Below are 18,528 nucleotides of genomic sequence, written 5' to 3'. Positions count from 1 at the left end.
CGAATGATCGACGAGCAACCTTTCCGCGGCCCGCCCGTCGCAGGGTGAGGAACAGGGGGTGAGCATGGCGCGCGGCGACGAGGAGTTCGCGGAGTTCGTCCGCGCGTCTTCGGCCCGGCTCACCCACGCCGCGTTCCTGCTCACCGGCGACCGCCACCAGGCCGAGGACGCCGCCCAGACCGCGTTCACCCGCACCTACGCCGCCTGGTCGCGGGTGCGGCACAAGGACGCCTACGGCTACGCGCGCACCGTCCTGATGAACCACGTCATCGACGGCTGGCGGCGCCCGATCCGCGAGTACGCCACCGAGGCGATGCCCGAACGGCAGGACCGCCTCGACGTCGACAAGGCCGTCACCCAGCGGGCCTGGCTCACCGCCGTGCTCAAGACGCTCACCGACCGGGAACGCGCCGTCGTCGTGCTCCGGCACTTCTTCGACCTACCGGAAGCCGACGTGGCCCGTGAGCTGGGGGTTTCGCTGGGTACCGTGAAGAGCACGAATTCGCGGGCGCTGGCCAAGCTGCGGATCGAAGCGGGCACCGAAGACACGCTGATCGGAGGAGGTGGGCGGTGAACGACCTCGACGACTTCCGCGCCGCGCTCCGGCAGCCGCCCGACGAGCCCTTCGCCGAGCCGGATCTGGCCGCGATCATGGCCGGCGGGACGCGCTTGCGGCGACGCCGTCGGGTCCTCACGAGCGCCGCCGGGATCGCCGCCGCGGCCGTCGTCGTGCTCGTCGTCGGCTTCGCCATCCAGGTGCGGCAGCCCGCGCCCGCACCGGTCGCGCAGCCGCCCGCTCCCGTCGTGACGACGCCGACGCCGGCGCCCTCGACCGCCGCGGAGCAGCCGGTGGGAGACGTCATCGGGACCGGGATCAAGACCGCCCGCGGCGAGATCGTCTTCTTCGCGCGGGCGGTCGACCTGCCCGAGCTGCCGGACACCCACTTCGGGCTGGTGGCCGGGTTCCGCTCCGGGGAGACCCTGGAGTCCGTGCTGATGACCAACGAGTTCCGCGGCTCCGACCGGTCGTTCGGCTTCCACGCGACCGACGGCGGCGAGCTCTCCGGCGACGAGGTCATCCCCGTCTTCGGCTACTTCGCCGGCCAGGTCGCGCGGATCACGACGACCGTGCACGGCAAGACCGTCGACGCGAACCTCGCGAAGTGGACCGCGGACCCGAACGTCGTCATCTTCTGGTTCGACCCCGCCGCCGTCCCGAACTCCGCCGTCCTGACGCCGCTGATCGCCTACGACGCCGCCGGGAAGCGGCTCACCAAGTAGGCGGTACCCGCGAGGGTGGCACGGGCGTAAGAAACCCACCGTGACCTCTCGACGAGCGTTCCTCACCGCGACGGCCGCACTCGGACTGGCGGCGTCGGCGGCCCCGGCCGGTGCCGCCGAACCCGGCGATCGCGGGCCCGGTGTCCCGGTCCGCCCGCAGCGTCCCGGCCCCCAGCTGCGGGCCCTGCTCCGCCAGGTCGACGAACGGCGGATCGAAGCGACCGTCCGGCGGCTGGCCGCGTTCGGCACGCGGCACACGCTGTCCGCGCAGGACGACCCGGTCCGCGGCATCGGCGCCGCGCGCGACTGGCTCTTCGCGCAATACCAGCAGATCGCGGCCGCGTCCGGTGGCCGGATGACCGTCGAGCTGCAGTCCTACGTCCAGCCGCCCGCTGACCGGATCCCGGTGCCGACCACCATCACCAACGTCGTCGCGACGCTGCACGGCGCCACCGACCCGGGCCGCGTGTACGTCGTTTCAGGGCACTACGACTCGCGCCGCACCGACGTCATGGACTTCACCGGGGACGCGCCGGGCGCGGACGACGACGCTTCGGGCGTCGCGGTTTCGCTGGAGCTGGCGCGGGTGCTCTCGACGCGGCAGCCGGCGGCCACGATCGTCTTCGCCGCTGTCGCGGGCGAAGAGCAGGGCCTGTACGGCTCGCGGTACATGGCGCGGCAGTTCAAGGCCGCCGGCACCGACGTCCAGGCGATGTTCACCGACGACATCGTCGGCGCCAGCCGGGCCGACGACGGCACGCGCGACCCGTTCACGATCCGGCTCTTCGCCGAGGGCGTCCCGACCGCGGAGACGCCGGCCGAGGCGAACCTGCGCCGCAGCATCGGCGGCGAGAACGACTCCCCGCCGCGGCAGCTGGCCCGGTTCGTGAAGTCCGTGGCGGAGAACGACGCGACCGGCATGACGGTCCGCGTGATCTACCGCCGGGACCGCTACCTGCGCGGCGGCGACCACATCGGCTTCCTCGAGCAGGGCTACCCGGCGGCGCGGTTCACCGAGCCGAACGAGGACTTCGCGCACCAGCACCAGGACGTCCGCGTCGAAAACGGCGTCCAGTACGGCGATCTGCCGGAGTTCTGCGACTTCCCGTTCATCGCCAGGGTCGCGCGGGTCAACGGCGCCGCGCTGTGGTCCCTCGCGACGGCGCCGGGCACCCCGAAGGGCGTGAAGATCCGGACGGCCGCGCTGACGAACGACTCCGAACTGCTCTGGGACGCCACCCCGGGCGCCACCGGCTACGAGGTCCTCTGGCGCGAGACGACGGCGCCGGACTGGACGCACGCGCTCGACGTCGGCCCGGCGCGGACGGCGAAGATCGACCTGTCCAAGGACAACGTCTTCTTCGGCGTCCGCGCGGTGGGCCCCGACGGCAGCCGGAGCCCGGCCGCCTTCCCGGTGCCGGTGAGCTAGGCGGCGGCCTGCGTGAGCACCTGCTCCACGACGTGGTGCGAAGGCAGGATCAGGTCGCGCTCGGTGTCGGCGTCGACCTTGCCCTCCAGCAGGTCGCAGAAGCGGTCCAGCTGGGTGGCCAGCGGCTCGCGGGCGGTGACCAGCTCCGGGATCTCGATCACCGTCTGCTGGCGGTAGCCGAGGCCGTCCGGGGTGACGGAGTCGTGCGAGACGTGCCGGTAGATCGTGACGTCGCGGCGCAGGAGGTCGATCTCGATCAGCCGGTCCAGCTCCGACACCACCAGCGAGCGGACCTTCTTCTGGCCCAGCCGCGACGCCGAAACCGTGGCGAGGCCGGTCGGGAACGACAGCACCGTTTCGATGGTGTCCTCCGCGCCCTCGACCGACGACGGGTGGAAGTACCCCGCGCCAGACGTCACGCGGGCCGGGGTCGCGCCGCCGAAGAACTGGATCGCCAGGTCGACGTCGTGCACCAGCAGGTCCCACGCGACGCCGGTCTTGATGCGCGGCGCGTACGGGCCGTGGCGGCGGGCCATCAGGTGCACCGGCTCCTGCACCAGCGCCCGCGCGGTCATGACCGCCGGGTTGTAGCGCTCGAGGAGCCCGCACATCAGCGGGACGTCCTTCTTCGCCGACAGCCCGACGATCTCCTGGGACTTCTCGTAGCTGTTGCAGACCGGCTTTTCCACCAGCATCGGCTTGCCCTGGCCGAGGATCTCCTGCGCCAGGTCGTAGTGCGCTTCGGTGGCCGACGCCAGCACGACGGCGTCCACATCGGACAGCGAGCCGATCTCCGGTGTCCACCGGGTTTCGTAGCGGTCGGCGACGGCCTTGCCCGCTTCCTCGCGCGGATCGATCACGCGGACCAGGTCGACGCGCTCGTTCCCGGCGAGCACGCGAGCGTGGAGGGAACCCATGTTCCCGGTACCGACAAGAGCGATCCGATGCGTCATGCGCCCAGTACCTCGCGAACGGTTTCGATGATGGTGTCCAGGTCGGACTCGGTCAGGTGCGGGTGCACCGGCAGCGAAAGCGCCTGCTCCGAAACGGCCTTCGCGACCGGGAAGTCTTCGACGCGCGCGCCCGGGATCAGGTCGTGACCCGCGTAGCAGTCGTAGTCGAAGACGATCTTGGGGTAGTAGATGCCGTTGCCGATGCCGCGCTCGGTGAGCGCCGCGGCCAGCTCGTCGCGCGAGAGGAACGCGTGCGGGCCGACCAGCACGGTGTACTGGTGCCACACGTGCTCGCGGCCCGGCAGCACCTTCGGGACGTCGAGGCCCGGCGTGCCCGCGAGGCCTTCCGAGAGCCGCTTCGCGTTGGCCTGGCGGGCGGCGGTCAGCTGGTCGAGCTTCGCCAGCTGCGGGATGCCGACCGCCGCGTGCAGGTCGGTCATCCGGTAGTTGTGCCCGGCGACCTCGTACTGGTAGCGGGCGCGCATGCCCTGGTTGCGCAGCACGCGCAGCTTGTCGGCCAGCGCGTCGTCGTCGGTCGTGATGACGCCGCCCTCGGCGGTGGTGATGTTCTTCGTCGCGTACAGCGAGAAGCAGCCGATGCCGAACGAGCCGGCCTGCTTGCCTTCGAAGGACGCCCCGACGGCCTGCGCCGAGTCCTCGATCACCTGGAGGCCGTGCTCGGCGGCCAGCGGCCCGAGCTTGCCCATGTCCGCGGTCTGGCCGTAGAGGTGCACCGGCATGAGCACCTTCGTGCGGTCGGTGACCGCGGCCGCGACGGCGTCGGGGTCGATCGCGAAGTCGTCGCGCCGGATGTCGGCGAACCGGACGGTCGCGCCGGCCTCGAGGATCGCGTTGAGCGTCGCGACGAAGGTGAACGGCGAGGTGATCACCTCGTCACCCGGCTTCAGGTCGAGGACCTGGAGGGCGGCGACCAGCGCGGTGGTCCCGTTGTTGACCGCGATCGCGTGCTTCGTCCCGGAGACGGCCGCGAAGGCGTCTTCGAAGCGCTTGACCATCGGTCCCTGTGCGATGGCGCCGGAGCGCAGCACCTCGACGACGAGGTCCTCCGCGTCGCGGACGTCGACCACAGTGATGGGGATCATGGGCAGTCTCTCTCGGCAGGCGATTTCGGCGCGTCCGGTACAGTGAGCCGCCGGTTCTGCGCCCGGCCGCCCTGCAACAACGCGGGCCACACGTTACCGGGCGCGGTAGCACGCCCAGTACCCAGCCGCCGACGAACGGACGACCACCCGTGGCCAACCGCATCCACCCGACCGCCGTCATCGGCGAAGGCGTCGAACTCGGCGAGGACAACGTGATCGGGCCGTTCGCGGTGATCGTCGGGCCCACGCGCATCGGCGACGGCAACTGGATCGGCCCGCACGTGACGATCGGCACGCCCGGCGAGGACCGCGGCCGCCCGCACCCCGCGGCCTGGGATGAAGCCCCCGTCGGTGACCCGGATCACGACGGCCACGGCGTGGTCATCGGCAGCCGCAACCGCCTGCGCGAGTACGTGAGTGTCCACCAAGGGACCTGGCGGACAACGACGGTCGGCAGCGACGGCTACTACCTCCGCAACTCCCACATCGCGCACGACTGCCTGGTCGGCGACGCCGTGACGATCGCTTCCAACGCCGTCACGGGCGGCCACTGCCACATCTGGGACGGCGCCAACCTGGGCATGGGCGCGATCCTGCACCAGAAGGTCGTGATCGGCCCCGGCGCGATGATCGGCATGGGCTCGGCGGTGCGCCGCGAGATCGGCGCGTTCACCATCGCCGTCGGCAACCCGGCCCGCGTGACCGGCGTCAACGTGGTGGGCCTGTCCCGCCGCGGTCTCGACGAGGCGACCGTCGAGGCGCTCGGGCCGTGGCTGAAGGGCAAGGAAGGTCTCCCGGACGTCACGCTGCCCGAAGACCTCTCTACCTTGGTAAAGGCGTGGGACGCCCGCCCGCGCGAAGAGCACTAGGAGCAATCACCATGGCGGATGTCGCCCCCAAGCTGCGCGAGGTCTTCGTCGAGGCGCTGGACCTCGACGCCGACGTGGACGTCGAGAACCTGAAGTACCGCGACCTCGAGGCGTGGGACTCGGTCGGCCACATGGCGCTGGTCGCGGCCATCGAGGACGAGTTCGACGTCGAGTTCGACACCGACCAGGTCATCGACATGTCGAGCTTCAAGGTCGCCGTGGACATGGTCACCGAGCTCCAGTCGAAGAATGACTGATCTTTCCGGTCGCGTCGCGCTCGTCACCGGCGGGACGCGGGGGATCGGCCTGGCCACCGCCCGCGCGCTCGCCGAGGCGGGCGCGACGGTGGTGCTCACCGGCCGGGACGAAGCCCGGGCCAAGGAGGCGGCCGCTTCGGTGGGCGCGGCCTCCGGGCTCGCCCTCGACGTCACCGACGCCAAAGCGGTGTCGTCGCTGGTCAGGGGCGTCGCGAAGGAGCACGGCAGGCTCGACATCGTCGTGGCGAACGCCGGGATCATGGAGGACGCGCTCCTCGGGATGATCCGCGAGGAGCTCGTCGACACGACGCTGAGCACGAACGTCGCCGGCACGCTGCACACCGTCCAGGCCGCGGCCCGGGCGATGATGCGGAAGAAGACCGGCGCGATCGTGGTGCTCGCCTCGATCGTCGGCGAGCACGGGAGCGCCGGTCAGACGGTGTACGCGGCGTCGAAGGCAGCGGTGGCGAACATCGCGAAGTCGGCGGCGAAGGAGCTCGGCCGGTCCGGCATCCGCGTCAACGCGGTCGCGCCGGGCGTGATCGAAACCGACCTGACCGCGGGCCTGAGCGAGGACGCGAAGGCGGAGAACGCCGGCAAGACGCCCCTCGGGCGCCTCGGCCGCGCGGAAGAAGTGGCGAACGCGATCCGGTTCCTGGTGAGTGATGAGGCTTCGTTCATCACCGGTCAGGTGCTGGGCGTCGACGGAGGCTTGGTGTTGTGACGCTGTTGGGTGCGGGAGCCCGGCTGGTCGATGTGGCCGGGGGCCGCACGCTGGCGGGCGCGGAACTGTCGGCCGAGGTCGGCAAGCGGATGGAAGAGCTGGCCGGGCTGCCGGTCGGCGTCGTGTTCGCGCGAATGTCGGTCGACCTGCCGAGCGTGCTGACCTACCTCGGCGCGTTCGAATCCGGCCGGGCGATCGCGCTGATCGACCCGGCGCTGGACGCCGACGTGCTGGCCGGGCTGGTCTCGCGCTTCCGCCCGGCGGCGGTGCTGTCGGCTTCGGGCGACGCGCCCGACGGGTACAGCGTGCAGGGCTCCGACTGGGTCCGCTCCGCGGAAGAGGGCGTCCAGCCGCACCCCGACCTGGCCGTGCTGCTCCCGACCAGCGGGTCCACCGGCAACCCGAAGCTCGTGCGGCTCTCGCGGCAGGCGATCCTGGCCAACGCCGACGCCATCGCGCAGGTGCTGCACATCGACGCCGACGAGGTCGCGCCCACCTGCCTGCCGCTGCACTACAGCTACGGCCTGTCGGTGCTGAACTCACACCTGGTGCGGGACGCGACCATCGTCATCGAGCCGTCCGGCGTGCTCGGCCGCGGCTTTTGGGACGCGGTGAACACCTACGGCGTCACGTCCCTTTCGGGCGTCCCGTACCACTACGAAATGCTGCGGCGGCTCAAGTTCGACCCCGCGAAGTACCCGACGCTGCGCACGCTGACGCAGGCCGGCGGGAAGCTGCGCGACGACCTGATCGCCGAGTTCAACGACAAGATGCTGGCCGTCGGCGGCCGGATGTACGTCATGTACGGCCAGACCGAGGCCGCGCCGCGGATGACGACCGTGCCCGCCGAACGGCTGGCCGAAAAGCTCGGTTCCGCCGGGCCGGCGCTGCCGGGCGGGAAGTTCTCGGTCCGTCGCGACGACGGGTCGGAGACCACGCACCCGAAAATTGTCGGTGAGGTCGTCTACCGTGGGCCCAATGTGATGCTGGGTTACGCGGACGACGAGTCCGGCCTGGCCAAGGGCGACGAATACGGCGGCGTGCTCGCCACCGGTGACCTCGGGTACCTCGACGAAGAGGGGTACCTGTTCATCACCGGGCGGCTCAAGCGCATCGGCAAGGTGTTCGGCAACCGCGTCAGCCTCGACGACCTCGAGCAGGCGGCCCGCGCGGCGGCGGTCGGGATCGACGTCGTGGCGGCGGTGCCCGCCGGCGACAAGGTCGTGCTGTTCGCGGAGGGTGTCGACAAAGCGATCTGCAAGGACGCGTCGAGGGCGCTGTCCGAGCGGCTGCACCTGCACGCCAGCGGGTTCGACGTCCGCCCGATCGACACCGTGCCGCTGCTGGCCAGCGGCAAGATCGACTACCGGTCCCTGGAGGCGAAGGTATGAGCGTGTTCACTCGGTCGCAGGCTGACCGGGAGGCCTTGCTGCTGCCCGAACTGGCCTCGTTGACGGCCCACCACCGGGCAAACTCCGAAGGCTATGACCGGATCCTGTCGTCGCTGGGAATCGCGCCGGACGCGGCTTTCGGCTCGATCGCCGACCTGCCGTGGCTGCCGGTGCGGATGTTCAAGACGCACGACCTGAAGTCGGTGCCGGACAGCGAGGTCTTCAAGACGCTGACGTCGTCGGGCACGACGGGGGCCGGCGCGTCGCGGATCTACCTGGACAAGGAGGCGGCGGGCGCGCAGACCAAGCAGCTCGGCGCGACCCTGCAGGAGGTCCTCGGCGGCGAGCGGCTGCCGATGCTGATGGTCGACACCATCGGCATCATCAAGAACCGCCGCTCGTTCTCCGCGCGCGGCGCGGGCGTGCTGGGCATGGCGAACTTCGGCCGCAAGCACACGTACGTGCTCGACGAGAACGACAAGCCCGACGTCGAAGCCGTCAAGAAGTTCCTGGCCGAGTACGGCGACAAGCCCTTCCTGATCTTCGGCTTCACCTTCATGGTCTGGCTGTACCTCTACGAGGTCGCGCGGGACAACGGCCTCGACCTGTCGAACGGCATCCTGATCCACTCCGGTGGCTGGAAGAAGCTGATCGACCGCGCGGTCGACAACACCGAGTTCCGGCGGCGCTTCAAGGAAGACACCGGGCTCACCCGGATCCACAACTACTACGGGATGATCGAGCAGATCGGCACCGTGTTCGTCGAGGGCCCGTCCGGCAACTCGCTGTACTGCCCGGACTTCGCCGACGTCGTGATCCGGAACCCGGAGACGTGGGAAGAGCAGCCGGTCGGCGAGCCGGGCGTGATCGAGGTCGTCTCGACGCTGCCGACGTCGTACCCGGGCCACGTGCTGCTGACCGAAGACCTCGGCGTCTGCAACGGCATCGACGACGGCGACTGGCCGGGCAAGCACTTCTCCGTGCTCGGCCGGCTGCCCAAGGCCGAGGCCCGCGGCTGTTCGGACACCTTCTCGGGAGCGGCGGCGTGACTTCCCTGACCCAGCGTTTCCCCGAGTCGGCTCCGGTCGAGGTCGGTTCCCTGGTCGAGCAGCTGCGCGCCGAGCCGCCCGGTGGCCGGCTGCGCGTCGGCGACCCGCGGATCGTCGAGTTCGTCACGAAGTTCGCCCGCAAGCTGCTGGCCCCGGCCACCGCCCGGCGGTTCCCGGAGCTGGCGTCGCTCGGCTTCTTCCTGCGCAAGGGCGAGATCGCCAAGGCGCTGTCCACTCTGGACACTTCGGGTAGCGCGCTGCGGTTCCCGCGTGGCCTGGTGTTCCACGTGCCCCCGGCGAACGTCGACACGATCTTCGTCTACTCCTGGGCGCTGTCCGCGCTGGCGGGCAACCACAACGTCGTCCGGGTCTCGTCGCGCTCGGCGGGCGCCGCGGAGGCGGTGCTGGAGGCGCTGAACGCCGCACTGTCCGAAGTGGACGCTTCGGTCGCGGAGGCCGTCACGGCGACCCAGCGCATGGTGACCTACGACCGCAGCGACGAGGTGAGCGGCGCCCTGTCCCTGGCCGCCGACCTGCGCGTCATCTGGGGTGGCGACGGCTCGGTCGCGGCGCTCCGGAAGTACCCGCTGGCGCCGCACGCCCGTGACCTGACGTTCCCGGACCGCTCGTCCTTCGCCGTCGCCTCGGTGGCGGGCTGGCAGCGGGCCTCCGAAGCGGAGCGCCGCGCGGCCGCCGAGGGCTTCTACAACGACTCGTACTGGTTCGACCAGGCCGCTTGCTCGTCGCCGCGCGCGGTGTTCTGGGTCGGCGACGAGGCCGGGGCGCGCGAGGCCGGCCAGGAGTTCCGCACCCTGCTGGCGGCGGTCCTGGAGACGAAGCAGCACGTCACCGAGCCCGCGATGGCCGTCCAGAAGCGCGTGTCGGCGTACGGCGCGGCGGTCGACGGCCTGGTCAAGGAGATCGCGTTCCAGGGCAACGGCCTGGCGACCCTCGAGCTGGCCGACCCGGCGGTGCTGCCCCGCGAGTGGCTCGGCGCGGGCACGTTCGCGAACGCGCAGGTGTCCACTTTGTCCGATCTGGTGCCGATCGTCCTCCGCAAGGACCAGACGGTCAGCCAATTCGGCTTCACCGCCGAGGAGCTGACGGCGTTCGCGCACGAGCTGGCGGGCCGCGGAGTCGACCGGATCGTGCCATTCGGCAGCGCCCTGACGTTCTCGGCGGTCTGGGACGGTTACGATCTGCTCTCCGAGTTCAGCCGCCTGGTCACGGTGCAGGCCTGAGGAGACCCGTCGATGACGACAGTTGAGGACTTGCCGGCTGCCGGCAAGCCGCCGAAGTCCACCAAGGCGAAAGTCCTCGACGTCGTCAGATGGGTCGCGATCCTGCTGGTCATCGGCTTCGCGGCCAAGCAGCTCGCCTCGAACTGGGGCGAGTTCTGGCACACCCTGCGCGACGTCGCCTGGCAGTCGTCGCTGCTGAGCCTGCTCGCCCTGGTCGCGGCGATCATGGTGTCGACCTGGGGCTGGCAGGTGATGGTCGACGACCTCGGCAAGCCGATCGGCTACGCCCGCGGCGCCCAGATCTGCCTGGTCGGCTCGCTCGGCAAGTACGTGCCGGGCTCGGTGTGGGCGTACCTCCTGCAGATGGAGCTGGGCCGCAAGGCGGGCCTGGCCCGGGCCCGGATCTTCACCGGCTCCCTGATCCAGCTGGGCGTCGGCGTGGTCTCGGCGCTGGTGGTGTCGCTCCTGGCGGCCCCGGGGGTGTTCAGCAACAGCCCGCGCGCGCTGTGGCTGTTCGTGCTCATCCCGGTCGGCCTGGCCATGCTGCACCCGAAGGTCCTGACCTGGGGAACGTCGCTGGTGCTGCGCATCCTCCGCCGCCCGCCGCTGGCCCACCCGCTGGGCTGGAAGGTGGTCGGCAAGGTCTTCGGCGCCTCGACGGCGGCCTGGTGCCTGCAGGGCATCCACCTCTGGCTGCTGGCCAACTCGGTCGGCACCCCGGGCTTCAGCGGCTTCGTGCTCTGCGTGGGCGCGATGGCGGTGGCGATGACGGTCGGCACGTTCGCGTTCATCCTCCCCAGCGGCGTCGGCGTCCGCGAGGTGGCCCAGGTCGCGGTCCTGACGGCGAGCGGCCTGACGGTCGGCCAGGCCACGGCCTTCGCGGTGGCCTCCCGCGTGATGTTCACGGTGGCCGACCTCCTGACGGCGGGCATCGCCGCGGTGGCGGCCCGCTCGACCAGCCCGGTGACCACCGCCGCCTGACCGGAGTTGCCCACCGCCGAGACCCGTCCGGCTTGGCGACGAGGCTCTGTCCGGCTATCTCGCTGCACCTGCTCGGCCCTCAGCCCGCGCGCGTGGCCGGCCCGCTCCATCCTCGCCCACCTTGCGAGCCCTGGCGCCGCCCAGTCCTCACCCAGCTCCGCCTGGCTCCCGGTGGCGTTCGGGGTCCCAGGTCAGGGCTACACCAAGGTCGCGAATGAGTCATTCGCGACACCGCAGAAGCCGCCGGTGCCGCCCGACCTCACCGGGACACCGGCATGAAGGGGCGTGACCGGACCCTGCCAGGCCCGCGACCGGCGCGCCGATCCGACTCCGCCGACGCCGTCCACAGGGTCACCCACAGGTTGTCCACAGGGCTTACGCACATGTGGACAACTCGGGGTCAGGCCACCAGCCGGTAGATCACCGCGTCCGAGTTGCGGAAAGCCTCCTTCAAGAACGGCGCACCCGCCAATCCGATCAACCCCGGCTGATAAGGCTTTCCTGGCTCCGTCGACGGCTTGCCCAAAATCACCCAATGCACGTTCAACCGCCGCACCGCGGCACGCACCGCGGGGTCGCTCTCGTAATCGTGAAACCGCTCCGCCAGCAAGAGCGCGTCCTTCGGCGGCAAAGTTTCGTCGAAATGCCCGGCGACCGTGCGAATACCCGACAAAGCATAGGTCCACGCCGTTCCGTCGAAACGGTCGTTCATCGCCCATTCGCCCGGGCGCGCGAGCCGGCCGAGTTCCTCCATCGCGGCGATCTCGCCGGGCGTCGTGCGCAGCTTCGCCGGGTCCGCCGCCTGGTAGCCGGTGTACACGCGGGCGCCGTTGGAGCGGACGTACAGGCCGTTCGACAGCACCACGAACCCCAGCAGCACCACCACCGCGGTGGCCACCGCCGGGATCCGGGCGGGCAGGCGGTCGCGCAGCCAGGCCTGTGCCGACGCCAGGCCGTGCGCGGCCAGGACGGACAGCGGGATCGCCGCCATCGAGAAGAAGCGGTACGGGTCGTCCCACCACGGGCGGGACAGCGCCATCACGATCGGCGCGTTCGACGACGCCACCGCGATGTACGCCAGGCCCGTCACGGCCGCCGTCAGGCCGATCCAGCGCAGCGCGCCCGCCCGCGCGAAGAACACGATGCCCAGGAACAACGCCACCGAGAGCCATACCTGCGGGTGCGGCTCGAAGTGCTGGAACCCCAGCAGCGCCCCCAGCGCCGTCGACGCGCGGTACTCGCTAGGCCAGCCGTAGTACGGCACCGCGCCGGTGGCCAGGCCCAGCGCGCCGGACAGCTGCAGCCACGCCACCACCAGCGACGCCACCGCGATCGGCAGCAGCGCGAGCAGGTCGCGGCCGATCCGGCGCCACCCCGTGAGCCAGCGCTGCACCAGCAGCGGCCCGGCGAACAGGATGCCGCCGAACAACGTCGACGAGTGGACGCACAGCAGGCCCACACCGGCCAGCACCAGCACCAGGCCGGTGTCCGGCGCCGCCCGCTCGAGGTACCGGTGCAGGGCCACCGCGCCCAGCGGCGTCAGCGCCACCCCCAGCGCGAACGGCAGCAGCGGGCCGCGGTCCATCGACTCGTAGACGCCCATCACCGGCGCCACCGCCGTCAGCGCCACCGCGCCGGCCAGCACCGCGCGGCCGCGGAACTCGCGCACCAGCGTCACCAGCGACAACGCGAGCAAGCCCGGCAGCAGCACGGTGTTCGCGTCCAGCGTCTCCGGGATCGACGCCCCGCTCAGCCGGTAGGTCACCGAGGCCAGCAGGTGGTACCCGTTCGGGTAGAACACCGGCGCCGCGTCCCCGTACCAGTTCACCTGGCCGGTGCCGAACAGGCCGCCGTCGCCGGTGTCGGCGATGTAGCGGACCGCGTTGCCGTGGTAGACCGCGTCGAAGCCCTGCGGCAGCGCACCGAGGCGGCCCATTCCGAGCAGGGCCGCGGACAGGCCGGCGGCGGCCGCGACGAGCAGGCACGCCCCCACCGCGAGGTGCCCGCGCCGCGCCCACAAGCCGGGCTCCGGCTCCGGCGGCCGGCGGCGCACCGCCAGTTTCCGGGCACCGAACGCGACCGCGACGAAAACGACCGTGGAAACGGCGTAAGTCACCGCGTTGAAGGGCAATCCCAGCGCCGCGGTCCACGGTCCGGTCAGCCCGCCGATCGCGTAGCTCGACAACGGCGCCAGCCCGGCCAAGGCCCAGCCGCGCAAACCGGCCGCGAGACCGAGCAGCAGTCCCGGGACGGCGATGACGACAATGGCGGTACAGACGGAAAGCACGGTGGAGAGTAAGCCGACGAAGATCGGCCTCGCGTCGCGGGGTGAGGAGTCCGATGCGGCAATTCAGTGACGTCACTTCGACCGTCGAGTTTGCCACCCGATCGGGTTATATTAACGAGTGAATTTCCTTGATTGACTAACGCGGAGTAGGCGATCTTCGGTTTTTTCGATCGCCCGGGGTAAACCGAAGGAAACGCACCACCGTCGGGGCCCGATAACCTGGCGGTGCCGCCCGGCCGGGCGGATGGGGGACGACGTGAGGGGGACGGGTGGTCTACGCGGTCGTGGTGGCGTGGCTCGTCCTCGCCGCGATCGTCGTCCTGTCCTGGACCCGCCTCGACGCCGAACGCGGCTGGCGCGGCACGGTCCTCACGCTGACCCTCGGCCTCTCGCTGCTCCACCAGCTGCTGTTCGCGACCGTCACCGAGGACGCCCTGGTGTCCTTCCGGTACGCGCAGAACATCGCCGACGGCAACGGGCCCGTCTTCAACCCGGGAGAGCGCGTCGAGGGCTACACGAACTTCTTGTGGCTGGTGCTGATCGCCCTGCCGCGCGCCGCGTTCGGCGCCGAGGTCGACACCACCGCCGTCGTGTTCGGGGTTGCCGCCACGCTCGGCTGCGTGCTGCTGGCCTACTTCCTGGTCAACCGGATCGTCGCCGCGGCCACGCCCGAGGGTGCCGAGCCGCGTGCCGCGATCGGCGTCGCCGCCGCGGTGCTCACGGCGAGCGCCGGCGGCCTGGCCGTCTACGGGCCGTCCGGCTCCGAGGTCCCGCTGTTCGTGCTGCTCGTCCTCGCCGTCGGCTACTCGCTCGCGGCGCGCCGCCCGGTCGTCGCCGGGGTGCTGGTCGCCTTCGCCGTCATGACCAGCCCGGAAGGGCTCGTCGTGGCCGCGCTGGGCGGGCTGTGGCTGACCGGCGCCGCCGCGAAGAAGCAGCACAGCTGGTGGGCGCCGGCCGGCTACCTGCTGGGCGCGCTGGTGTTCCTGATCCCGCGGCTGGCCTGGCGGATGACGTTCTACCAGCACTACCTGCCCACGCCGCTGGCCGCGAAGCTCGGTGCCCCGTTCGGCTCGCAGGTCGCCACCGGCTGGCCGTACCTGTCCGGGTTCGCGCTCGCGCACCAGGGCTTCCTGCTGCTCGGGCTGGTCGCCGCGGTCGCGCTCCTGCTGCGCCGTGGCGCGGGCGAGGCACGGGCGCTGGTCTGGCTGCTGTTCGCGATGGCGCTCGGGCTCGCGGCCGCCGCGGTGCTGATCGGCGGCGACCCCGGCCCGGCGTGGCGGCTGCTGGCCCCGGTGCCGCCGCTGCTCGCCGTCGCTTCCGTCGCGGTGTGGGGCGTGCTCACCGCGGACGTCGAAGGCCGGCCGGCGCCGTCGCCGCGGTCGTGGCCCACCGCGACGCGGCTGGTGCCGGTGACCGCCTGCGGGCTGGCCGGGATCGCGGTGCTCGTCTCGGTGTTCAGCCCCGAGATGCTCGACCGGGTGCGCGACTGGCGCGCGAACGGCACCCAGCTCGCCGAGATCGGCGGCTGGCTCGGCGAGTACCTGCCGCCCGGGTCCGTGGTCAGCGGCAGCGCGCCCGGCGCGCTCGCCGCCCGCGGCGGTCAGCTGCTCATCGTCGACGTCCTCGGCCGCACCGACGACCACATCGCCCGCGAAGGGCGGCACGAAGGCGGCGTCTCGACCGACTACGACTACGTCGTCAACGGCCGGCGCCCGACCGTCGCCGTGCCGGGCGACGGCGGCTACGCCGACCGCCAGCACTGCGCCATCGACCCGGTCTACGCGGGCCAGTACGAGGTCGCGACCTTCCGCCGCGTCGGCACGCCGTACTGGGTCGCGGTGTACCCGCGCGCGGAACAGGCGAAGGCCGTGGTCGCCGACCTCGACAAGGGGCCGGACTTCCGCTACGTACCCTGTCCTACGTGAAGCTCGAGGCCCCGGCACGGCGGCTGCCCGCCGAGACGCGGCTCGGGATCGGGGTGTTCGGCGCGTCGCTCGCCCTGTTCGTGGTGCGGTTCCTGGTGCCGCGCCCGATCGCGATGTCCAACAACGGCGACGGCGGCCGCGTGCTGTGCGGCGCCGGGATCACCTGGAAGGGCCTGCCCGAGGCGTTCGTCCACCTCGCCTACACGCCCGCGCCGGGGACGCCGCCGTGCCGGCCGACGTACCTGCTGACGCAGAGCTGGCTCGCGGACCTGGCCGTCCGGCTCGGCGGGCCGGCCGGCCACCCCGGCACGCTGAGCCTGGTCGTGCTGGGCCTGCTGAGCAGCGTCATCGCCGCGGCCGCCGTCACGGCGATCGTGCTCGGCCTGCCGTACGCGCGGCGCGTCCGGCTCGCGGTGGCGGCCGGGCTGCTGCTGGTCGTCGCCGATTCGGCGTTCTTCGGGTACTTCGCCGCGATCCTGGGCGAAGGCGCGGCCTTCCTCGGCCTGCTGCTCGCCGTCGGCGGCCTGCTGCTGACCGCGCGCGAGGGCGCCTGGAGCTACGCGGGCATGGCGGTGACGTTCGCCGGCGGCGTCCTGGCGGTCAACGCCAAGGTCCAGACGCTGATCATCCTGCCGATCCTCGCGCTCGCGGTGCTGCTGGTCCGGCCGGGCACGCTGCGCGGGGTCAAGCGGTGGGCGGCCGCGGTGCTGGTCATCGGTGCCGTCGGGCTGGTCACGCTGGCGGCGCAGCGGAGCGTCGAACCCGCGCTCGCCCCCGACGGCACGTACGCCGAGTTCCCCGGGGACGACTCGCGCGAGATCAACATGTTCAACTCGATCTTCCTGAACATCGTCGACGGCAGGCACGACACCCAGGCCGACCTCGCCGCGCTCGGCCTGCCGCCGTCGTTCGCGCAGTACGCGGGCAACGGCTGGTGGCACCCGCACCCGGCCCGGATCGACCCGCTCTACCCGCGCTACCGCGAGCTGATGAGCCGCCCGCACGTCGTCGGCTACTTCGCGACGCACCCCGGCCGGACTCTCGAAGTCCTGAACCGGGCCGCGACCGACCAGCTCACCGCACGGCCGGACTACCTCGGCAGCTTCGACCAGGAGGCCGGCTTCGCGCCGCACGCGCAGGAGCACCGGGTGCCGGTCGTGTCGTGGCTGACCGGCGTGCTCGCCCCGCTCGGCCTGTTCGCGCTGGTGCCGATCTGGCTGTTCGTGCTGGTCAGAGCCTGGTTTCGGCGGCGCACCGCAGTGGGCGTGGTGCTGGCGTTCCTGCTCGCCGTCTCGCTGACACAGTTCGGCACCGCGGCGCTGGGCGACGGCATCGAGGGCATCAAGCACCAGTCGGTCGCGCTGTTCACGCTCCTGCTGGCCGTGGTGCTGGCCGTGTGTCCTTCACCGCTGAACGGCCGCCCGAAACCTACGGTCGCGTAACCTGGCGCGATGGCCGACTTCGTGTACCCGCCCGTGATCGCCGCGGCCCGGACGATGTTCCGCGTGCTCGACAACCGCATCCGGGTCGACGGCGCGGAGCACATCCCGCGCCGCGGCGGCGCGGTCATCGCGTGCAACCACGTCAGCTACCTGGACTTCATCTTCTGCGGCCTCGGCGCGCGCCCGGCCAAGCGGCTGACGCGGTTCATGGCGAAGAAGGAGATCTTCGACAACAAGATCGCCGGACCGTTGATGCGCGGGATGCACCACATCTCCGTCGACCGCTCCGCCGGGCTGGCCTCCTACCGCGAGGCGCTCGAAAAGCTGCAGGCCGGTGAGGTCGTCGGCGTGTTCCCGGAAGCGACGATCAGCCAGTCGTTCACCGTCAAGGGGATCAAGTCGGGCGCCGTCCGGATGGCCGCGGCGGCCGATGTCCCGGTCGTGCCGATGGCGCTGTGGGGCACCCAGCGGCTCTGGACGAAGGGCCGGCCCAAGGACCTGACCCGGCGGCACGTGCCGATCTCGATCCTCATCGGCGAGCCGATGCACCCGGCGAAGGGCGACGACTGGGACGTCGTGACGAAGGAGCTGCGCACCCGGATGAGCGCGCTGCTCGACCGCGCCCAGGCCGAGTACCCGGACCAGCCCGCCTCCGACGAGGAACGCTGGTGGCTGCCCGCCCACCTGGGCGGGACGGCGCCGACCCCGGCCGAAGCGGCCGAGCTCGACCGCCGCTAGAACCAGCGCTCAAGGACCTGCGCGACCCCGTCCTCGCCGGCCGGGCCGGTGACTTCGTCGGCCACCGCGAGCACCTGCGGGTGCCCGTTCTCCATCGCGACGCCGTGGCCGGCCCAGCGCAGCATCTCGACGTCGTTGGGCATGTCGCCGAACGCGATCACCCGCTCGGGGTCGACGTCCAGGCGCCGCGCGAGGTCGGCCAGGCCGGTCGCCTTCGTGATGCCGTGCGCCGACAGCTCCACCAGGCCGCCCGACGACGAGTACGTGACGTCCACCTCGCGGTCGAACAGCGCGTTGACCCCGTCGGCCATCTCCTCGGACGACATCCCGCGGTGGCTGACCAGCAGCTTGATCGCCGGGTGCCCGAGCACCTCGCCCCGCGGCGCGGTCCGGCCTTCGCCGTCGCCCCAGGGGTTGTGGTAGTCCGGCTCGATCACGAAGTTGCGCATGTCGTGGTCGACCGCGCCGGTGCTGACGCGCTCGGCGGCCAGCCGGCAGCCGGGCAGCGCCTTGTCGAGGGCGTGCGCGATGTCGTGCAGCAGCGTGGGCGCGAGCAGGCCGTGCACCTCGAGGATCTCCTCGCGGCCGCAGTCGTAGAGCACGGCGCCGTTCGCGCACACGGCGTAGCCGGTCAGCTCGAGCGGCTTCGCGACCGGGGCGATCCACCGCGGCGGCCGGCCGCTGGCCAGCACGAACGGCACCCCCGCGTCGATCGCCCGCCGGACGGTCGCGATGGTGCGGGCGGTGAGGGTTTCGGAGGGGCCGAGCAGGGTGCCGTCGACATCGGACGCGATCAACTGGGGTCTCTCCACCCTGCCATTGTCCCTGACACGTTCGGGTGGCCACGTCCCCGTCCGT

The 18,528-nt window shown here is 71.6% G+C and carries 17 protein-coding genes; 13 read left to right on the top strand and 4 right to left on the bottom strand.

Going from position 1 to position 18,528, the window contains the following annotated elements; all coding sequences use genetic code 11:
- Positions 1-64 precede the first annotated feature (64 nt).
- From H4696_RS32715 to H4696_RS32705, 3 genes are read left to right on the top strand one after another with little or no spacing between them, the layout of a single operon-like run.
- Positions 65-574: a SigE family RNA polymerase sigma factor gene (locus H4696_RS32715; RefSeq protein ID WP_086861964.1), complete on the top strand. Its 510-nt coding sequence runs from the start codon at positions 65-67 to the stop codon at positions 572-574.
- Positions 571-1,281 (top strand): hypothetical protein, encoded by a 711-nt coding sequence (locus H4696_RS32710; RefSeq protein ID WP_086861944.1) that lies wholly within the window; start codon positions 571-573, stop codon positions 1,279-1,281. The genes H4696_RS32715 and H4696_RS32710 overlap by 4 nt, the downstream gene beginning before the upstream one ends.
- 40 nt (positions 1,282-1,321) lie before the next feature.
- A complete protein-coding gene (locus tag H4696_RS32705; protein WP_086861945.1) occupies positions 1,322-2,710 on the top strand; it encodes a M20/M25/M40 family metallo-hydrolase in 1,389 nt (462 codons plus the stop codon).
- Here the strand turns inward: H4696_RS32705 and H4696_RS32700 are convergent.
- Positions 2,707-3,663, bottom strand: coding sequence for a Gfo/Idh/MocA family protein (locus H4696_RS32700; RefSeq protein ID WP_086861946.1), 957 nt, complete (start codon positions 3,661-3,663; stop codon positions 2,707-2,709). The genes H4696_RS32705 and H4696_RS32700 overlap by 4 nt on opposite strands.
- A complete protein-coding gene (locus tag H4696_RS32695; RefSeq protein ID WP_086861947.1) occupies positions 3,660-4,766 on the bottom strand; it encodes a DegT/DnrJ/EryC1/StrS family aminotransferase in 1,107 nt (368 codons plus the stop codon). The genes H4696_RS32700 and H4696_RS32695 overlap by 4 nt, the downstream gene beginning before the upstream one ends.
- 149 nt (positions 4,767-4,915) lie before the next feature.
- Between H4696_RS32695 and H4696_RS32690 the strand changes: the two genes are divergently transcribed.
- From H4696_RS32690 to H4696_RS32660, 7 genes are read left to right on the top strand one after another with little or no spacing between them, the layout of a single operon-like run.
- Positions 4,916-5,635, top strand: coding sequence for an acyl-ACP--UDP-N-acetylglucosamine O-acyltransferase family protein (locus H4696_RS32690; protein ID WP_086861948.1), 720 nt, complete (start codon positions 4,916-4,918; stop codon positions 5,633-5,635).
- An 11-nt stretch (positions 5,636-5,646) separates the two neighbouring features.
- Positions 5,647-5,892 carry an acyl carrier protein gene (locus tag H4696_RS32685; RefSeq protein WP_086861949.1) on the top strand — a complete coding sequence of 82 codons (246 nt, stop codon included), beginning with the start codon at positions 5,647-5,649 and terminating at the stop codon, positions 5,890-5,892.
- Entirely contained in the window at positions 5,885-6,616 is a 732-nt protein-coding gene (locus tag H4696_RS32680; protein ID WP_086861950.1) for an SDR family NAD(P)-dependent oxidoreductase, read from the top strand. The genes H4696_RS32685 and H4696_RS32680 overlap by 8 nt, the downstream gene beginning before the upstream one ends.
- The gene (locus tag H4696_RS32675; protein WP_086861951.1) at positions 6,613-8,007 is read left to right on the top strand and encodes an AMP-binding protein; all 1,395 of its coding nucleotides are present in this window, start codon (positions 6,613-6,615) and stop codon (positions 8,005-8,007) included. Before H4696_RS32680 ends, H4696_RS32675 begins: the two co-directional genes overlap by 4 nt.
- Positions 8,004-9,056, top strand: coding sequence for a LuxE/PaaK family acyltransferase (locus H4696_RS32670; RefSeq protein ID WP_086861952.1), 1,053 nt, complete (start codon positions 8,004-8,006; stop codon positions 9,054-9,056). The genes H4696_RS32675 and H4696_RS32670 overlap by 4 nt, the downstream gene beginning before the upstream one ends.
- Positions 9,053-10,297: an acyl-CoA reductase gene (locus H4696_RS32665; RefSeq protein WP_086861953.1), complete on the top strand. Its 1,245-nt coding sequence runs from the start codon at positions 9,053-9,055 to the stop codon at positions 10,295-10,297. Before H4696_RS32670 ends, H4696_RS32665 begins: the two co-directional genes overlap by 4 nt.
- A gap of 12 nt (positions 10,298-10,309) precedes the next feature.
- Positions 10,310-11,278 carry a lysylphosphatidylglycerol synthase transmembrane domain-containing protein gene (locus H4696_RS32660; protein WP_086861954.1) on the top strand — a complete coding sequence of 323 codons (969 nt, stop codon included), beginning with the start codon at positions 10,310-10,312 and terminating at the stop codon, positions 11,276-11,278.
- 400 nt (positions 11,279-11,678) lie between these two features.
- On the opposite strand, the gene H4696_RS32655 is transcribed toward H4696_RS32660, so the two are convergent.
- Positions 11,679-13,565 carry a DUF6541 family protein gene (locus tag H4696_RS32655; RefSeq protein ID WP_143265174.1) on the bottom strand — a complete coding sequence of 629 codons (1,887 nt, stop codon included), beginning with the start codon at positions 13,563-13,565 and terminating at the stop codon, positions 11,679-11,681.
- Between the two features lie 269 nt (positions 13,566-13,834).
- On the opposite strand from H4696_RS32655, the gene H4696_RS32650 reads away from it, so the two are divergent.
- Genes H4696_RS32650 through H4696_RS32640 form a run of 3 tightly spaced genes read left to right on the top strand, consistent with a single transcriptional unit; the run spans position 13,835 to position 17,670 of the window.
- On the top strand, positions 13,835-15,490 hold the full coding sequence (locus tag H4696_RS32650) for a hypothetical protein (RefSeq protein ID WP_086861955.1): 1,656 nt from the start codon (positions 13,835-13,837) through the stop codon (positions 15,488-15,490).
- Positions 15,487-16,932 (top strand): glycan biosynthesis hexose transferase WsfD, encoded by a 1,446-nt coding sequence (wsfD, locus tag H4696_RS32645; RefSeq protein WP_086861956.1) that lies wholly within the window; start codon positions 15,487-15,489, stop codon positions 16,930-16,932. Before H4696_RS32650 ends, wsfD begins: the two co-directional genes overlap by 4 nt.
- A gap of 9 nt (positions 16,933-16,941) precedes the next feature.
- Positions 16,942-17,670, top strand: coding sequence for a lysophospholipid acyltransferase family protein (locus H4696_RS32640; RefSeq protein WP_086861957.1), 729 nt, complete (start codon positions 16,942-16,944; stop codon positions 17,668-17,670).
- On the opposite strand, the gene H4696_RS32635 is transcribed toward H4696_RS32640, so the two are convergent.
- Positions 17,667-18,467 (bottom strand): Cof-type HAD-IIB family hydrolase, encoded by an 801-nt coding sequence (locus H4696_RS32635; protein WP_086861958.1) that lies wholly within the window; start codon positions 18,465-18,467, stop codon positions 17,667-17,669. The two genes, H4696_RS32640 and H4696_RS32635, sit on opposite strands and share 4 nt — an antisense overlap.
- Positions 18,468-18,528 lie beyond the last annotated feature (61 nt).

This window comes from Amycolatopsis lexingtonensis (assembly GCF_014873755.1).
In the GTDB taxonomy this organism is placed as follows: Bacteria; Actinomycetota; Actinomycetes; order Mycobacteriales; family Pseudonocardiaceae; genus Amycolatopsis; species Amycolatopsis lexingtonensis.
The sequence above is the reverse complement of the archived record's forward strand: the minus strand, read 5'-3'. Positions and strand labels throughout refer to the sequence as shown.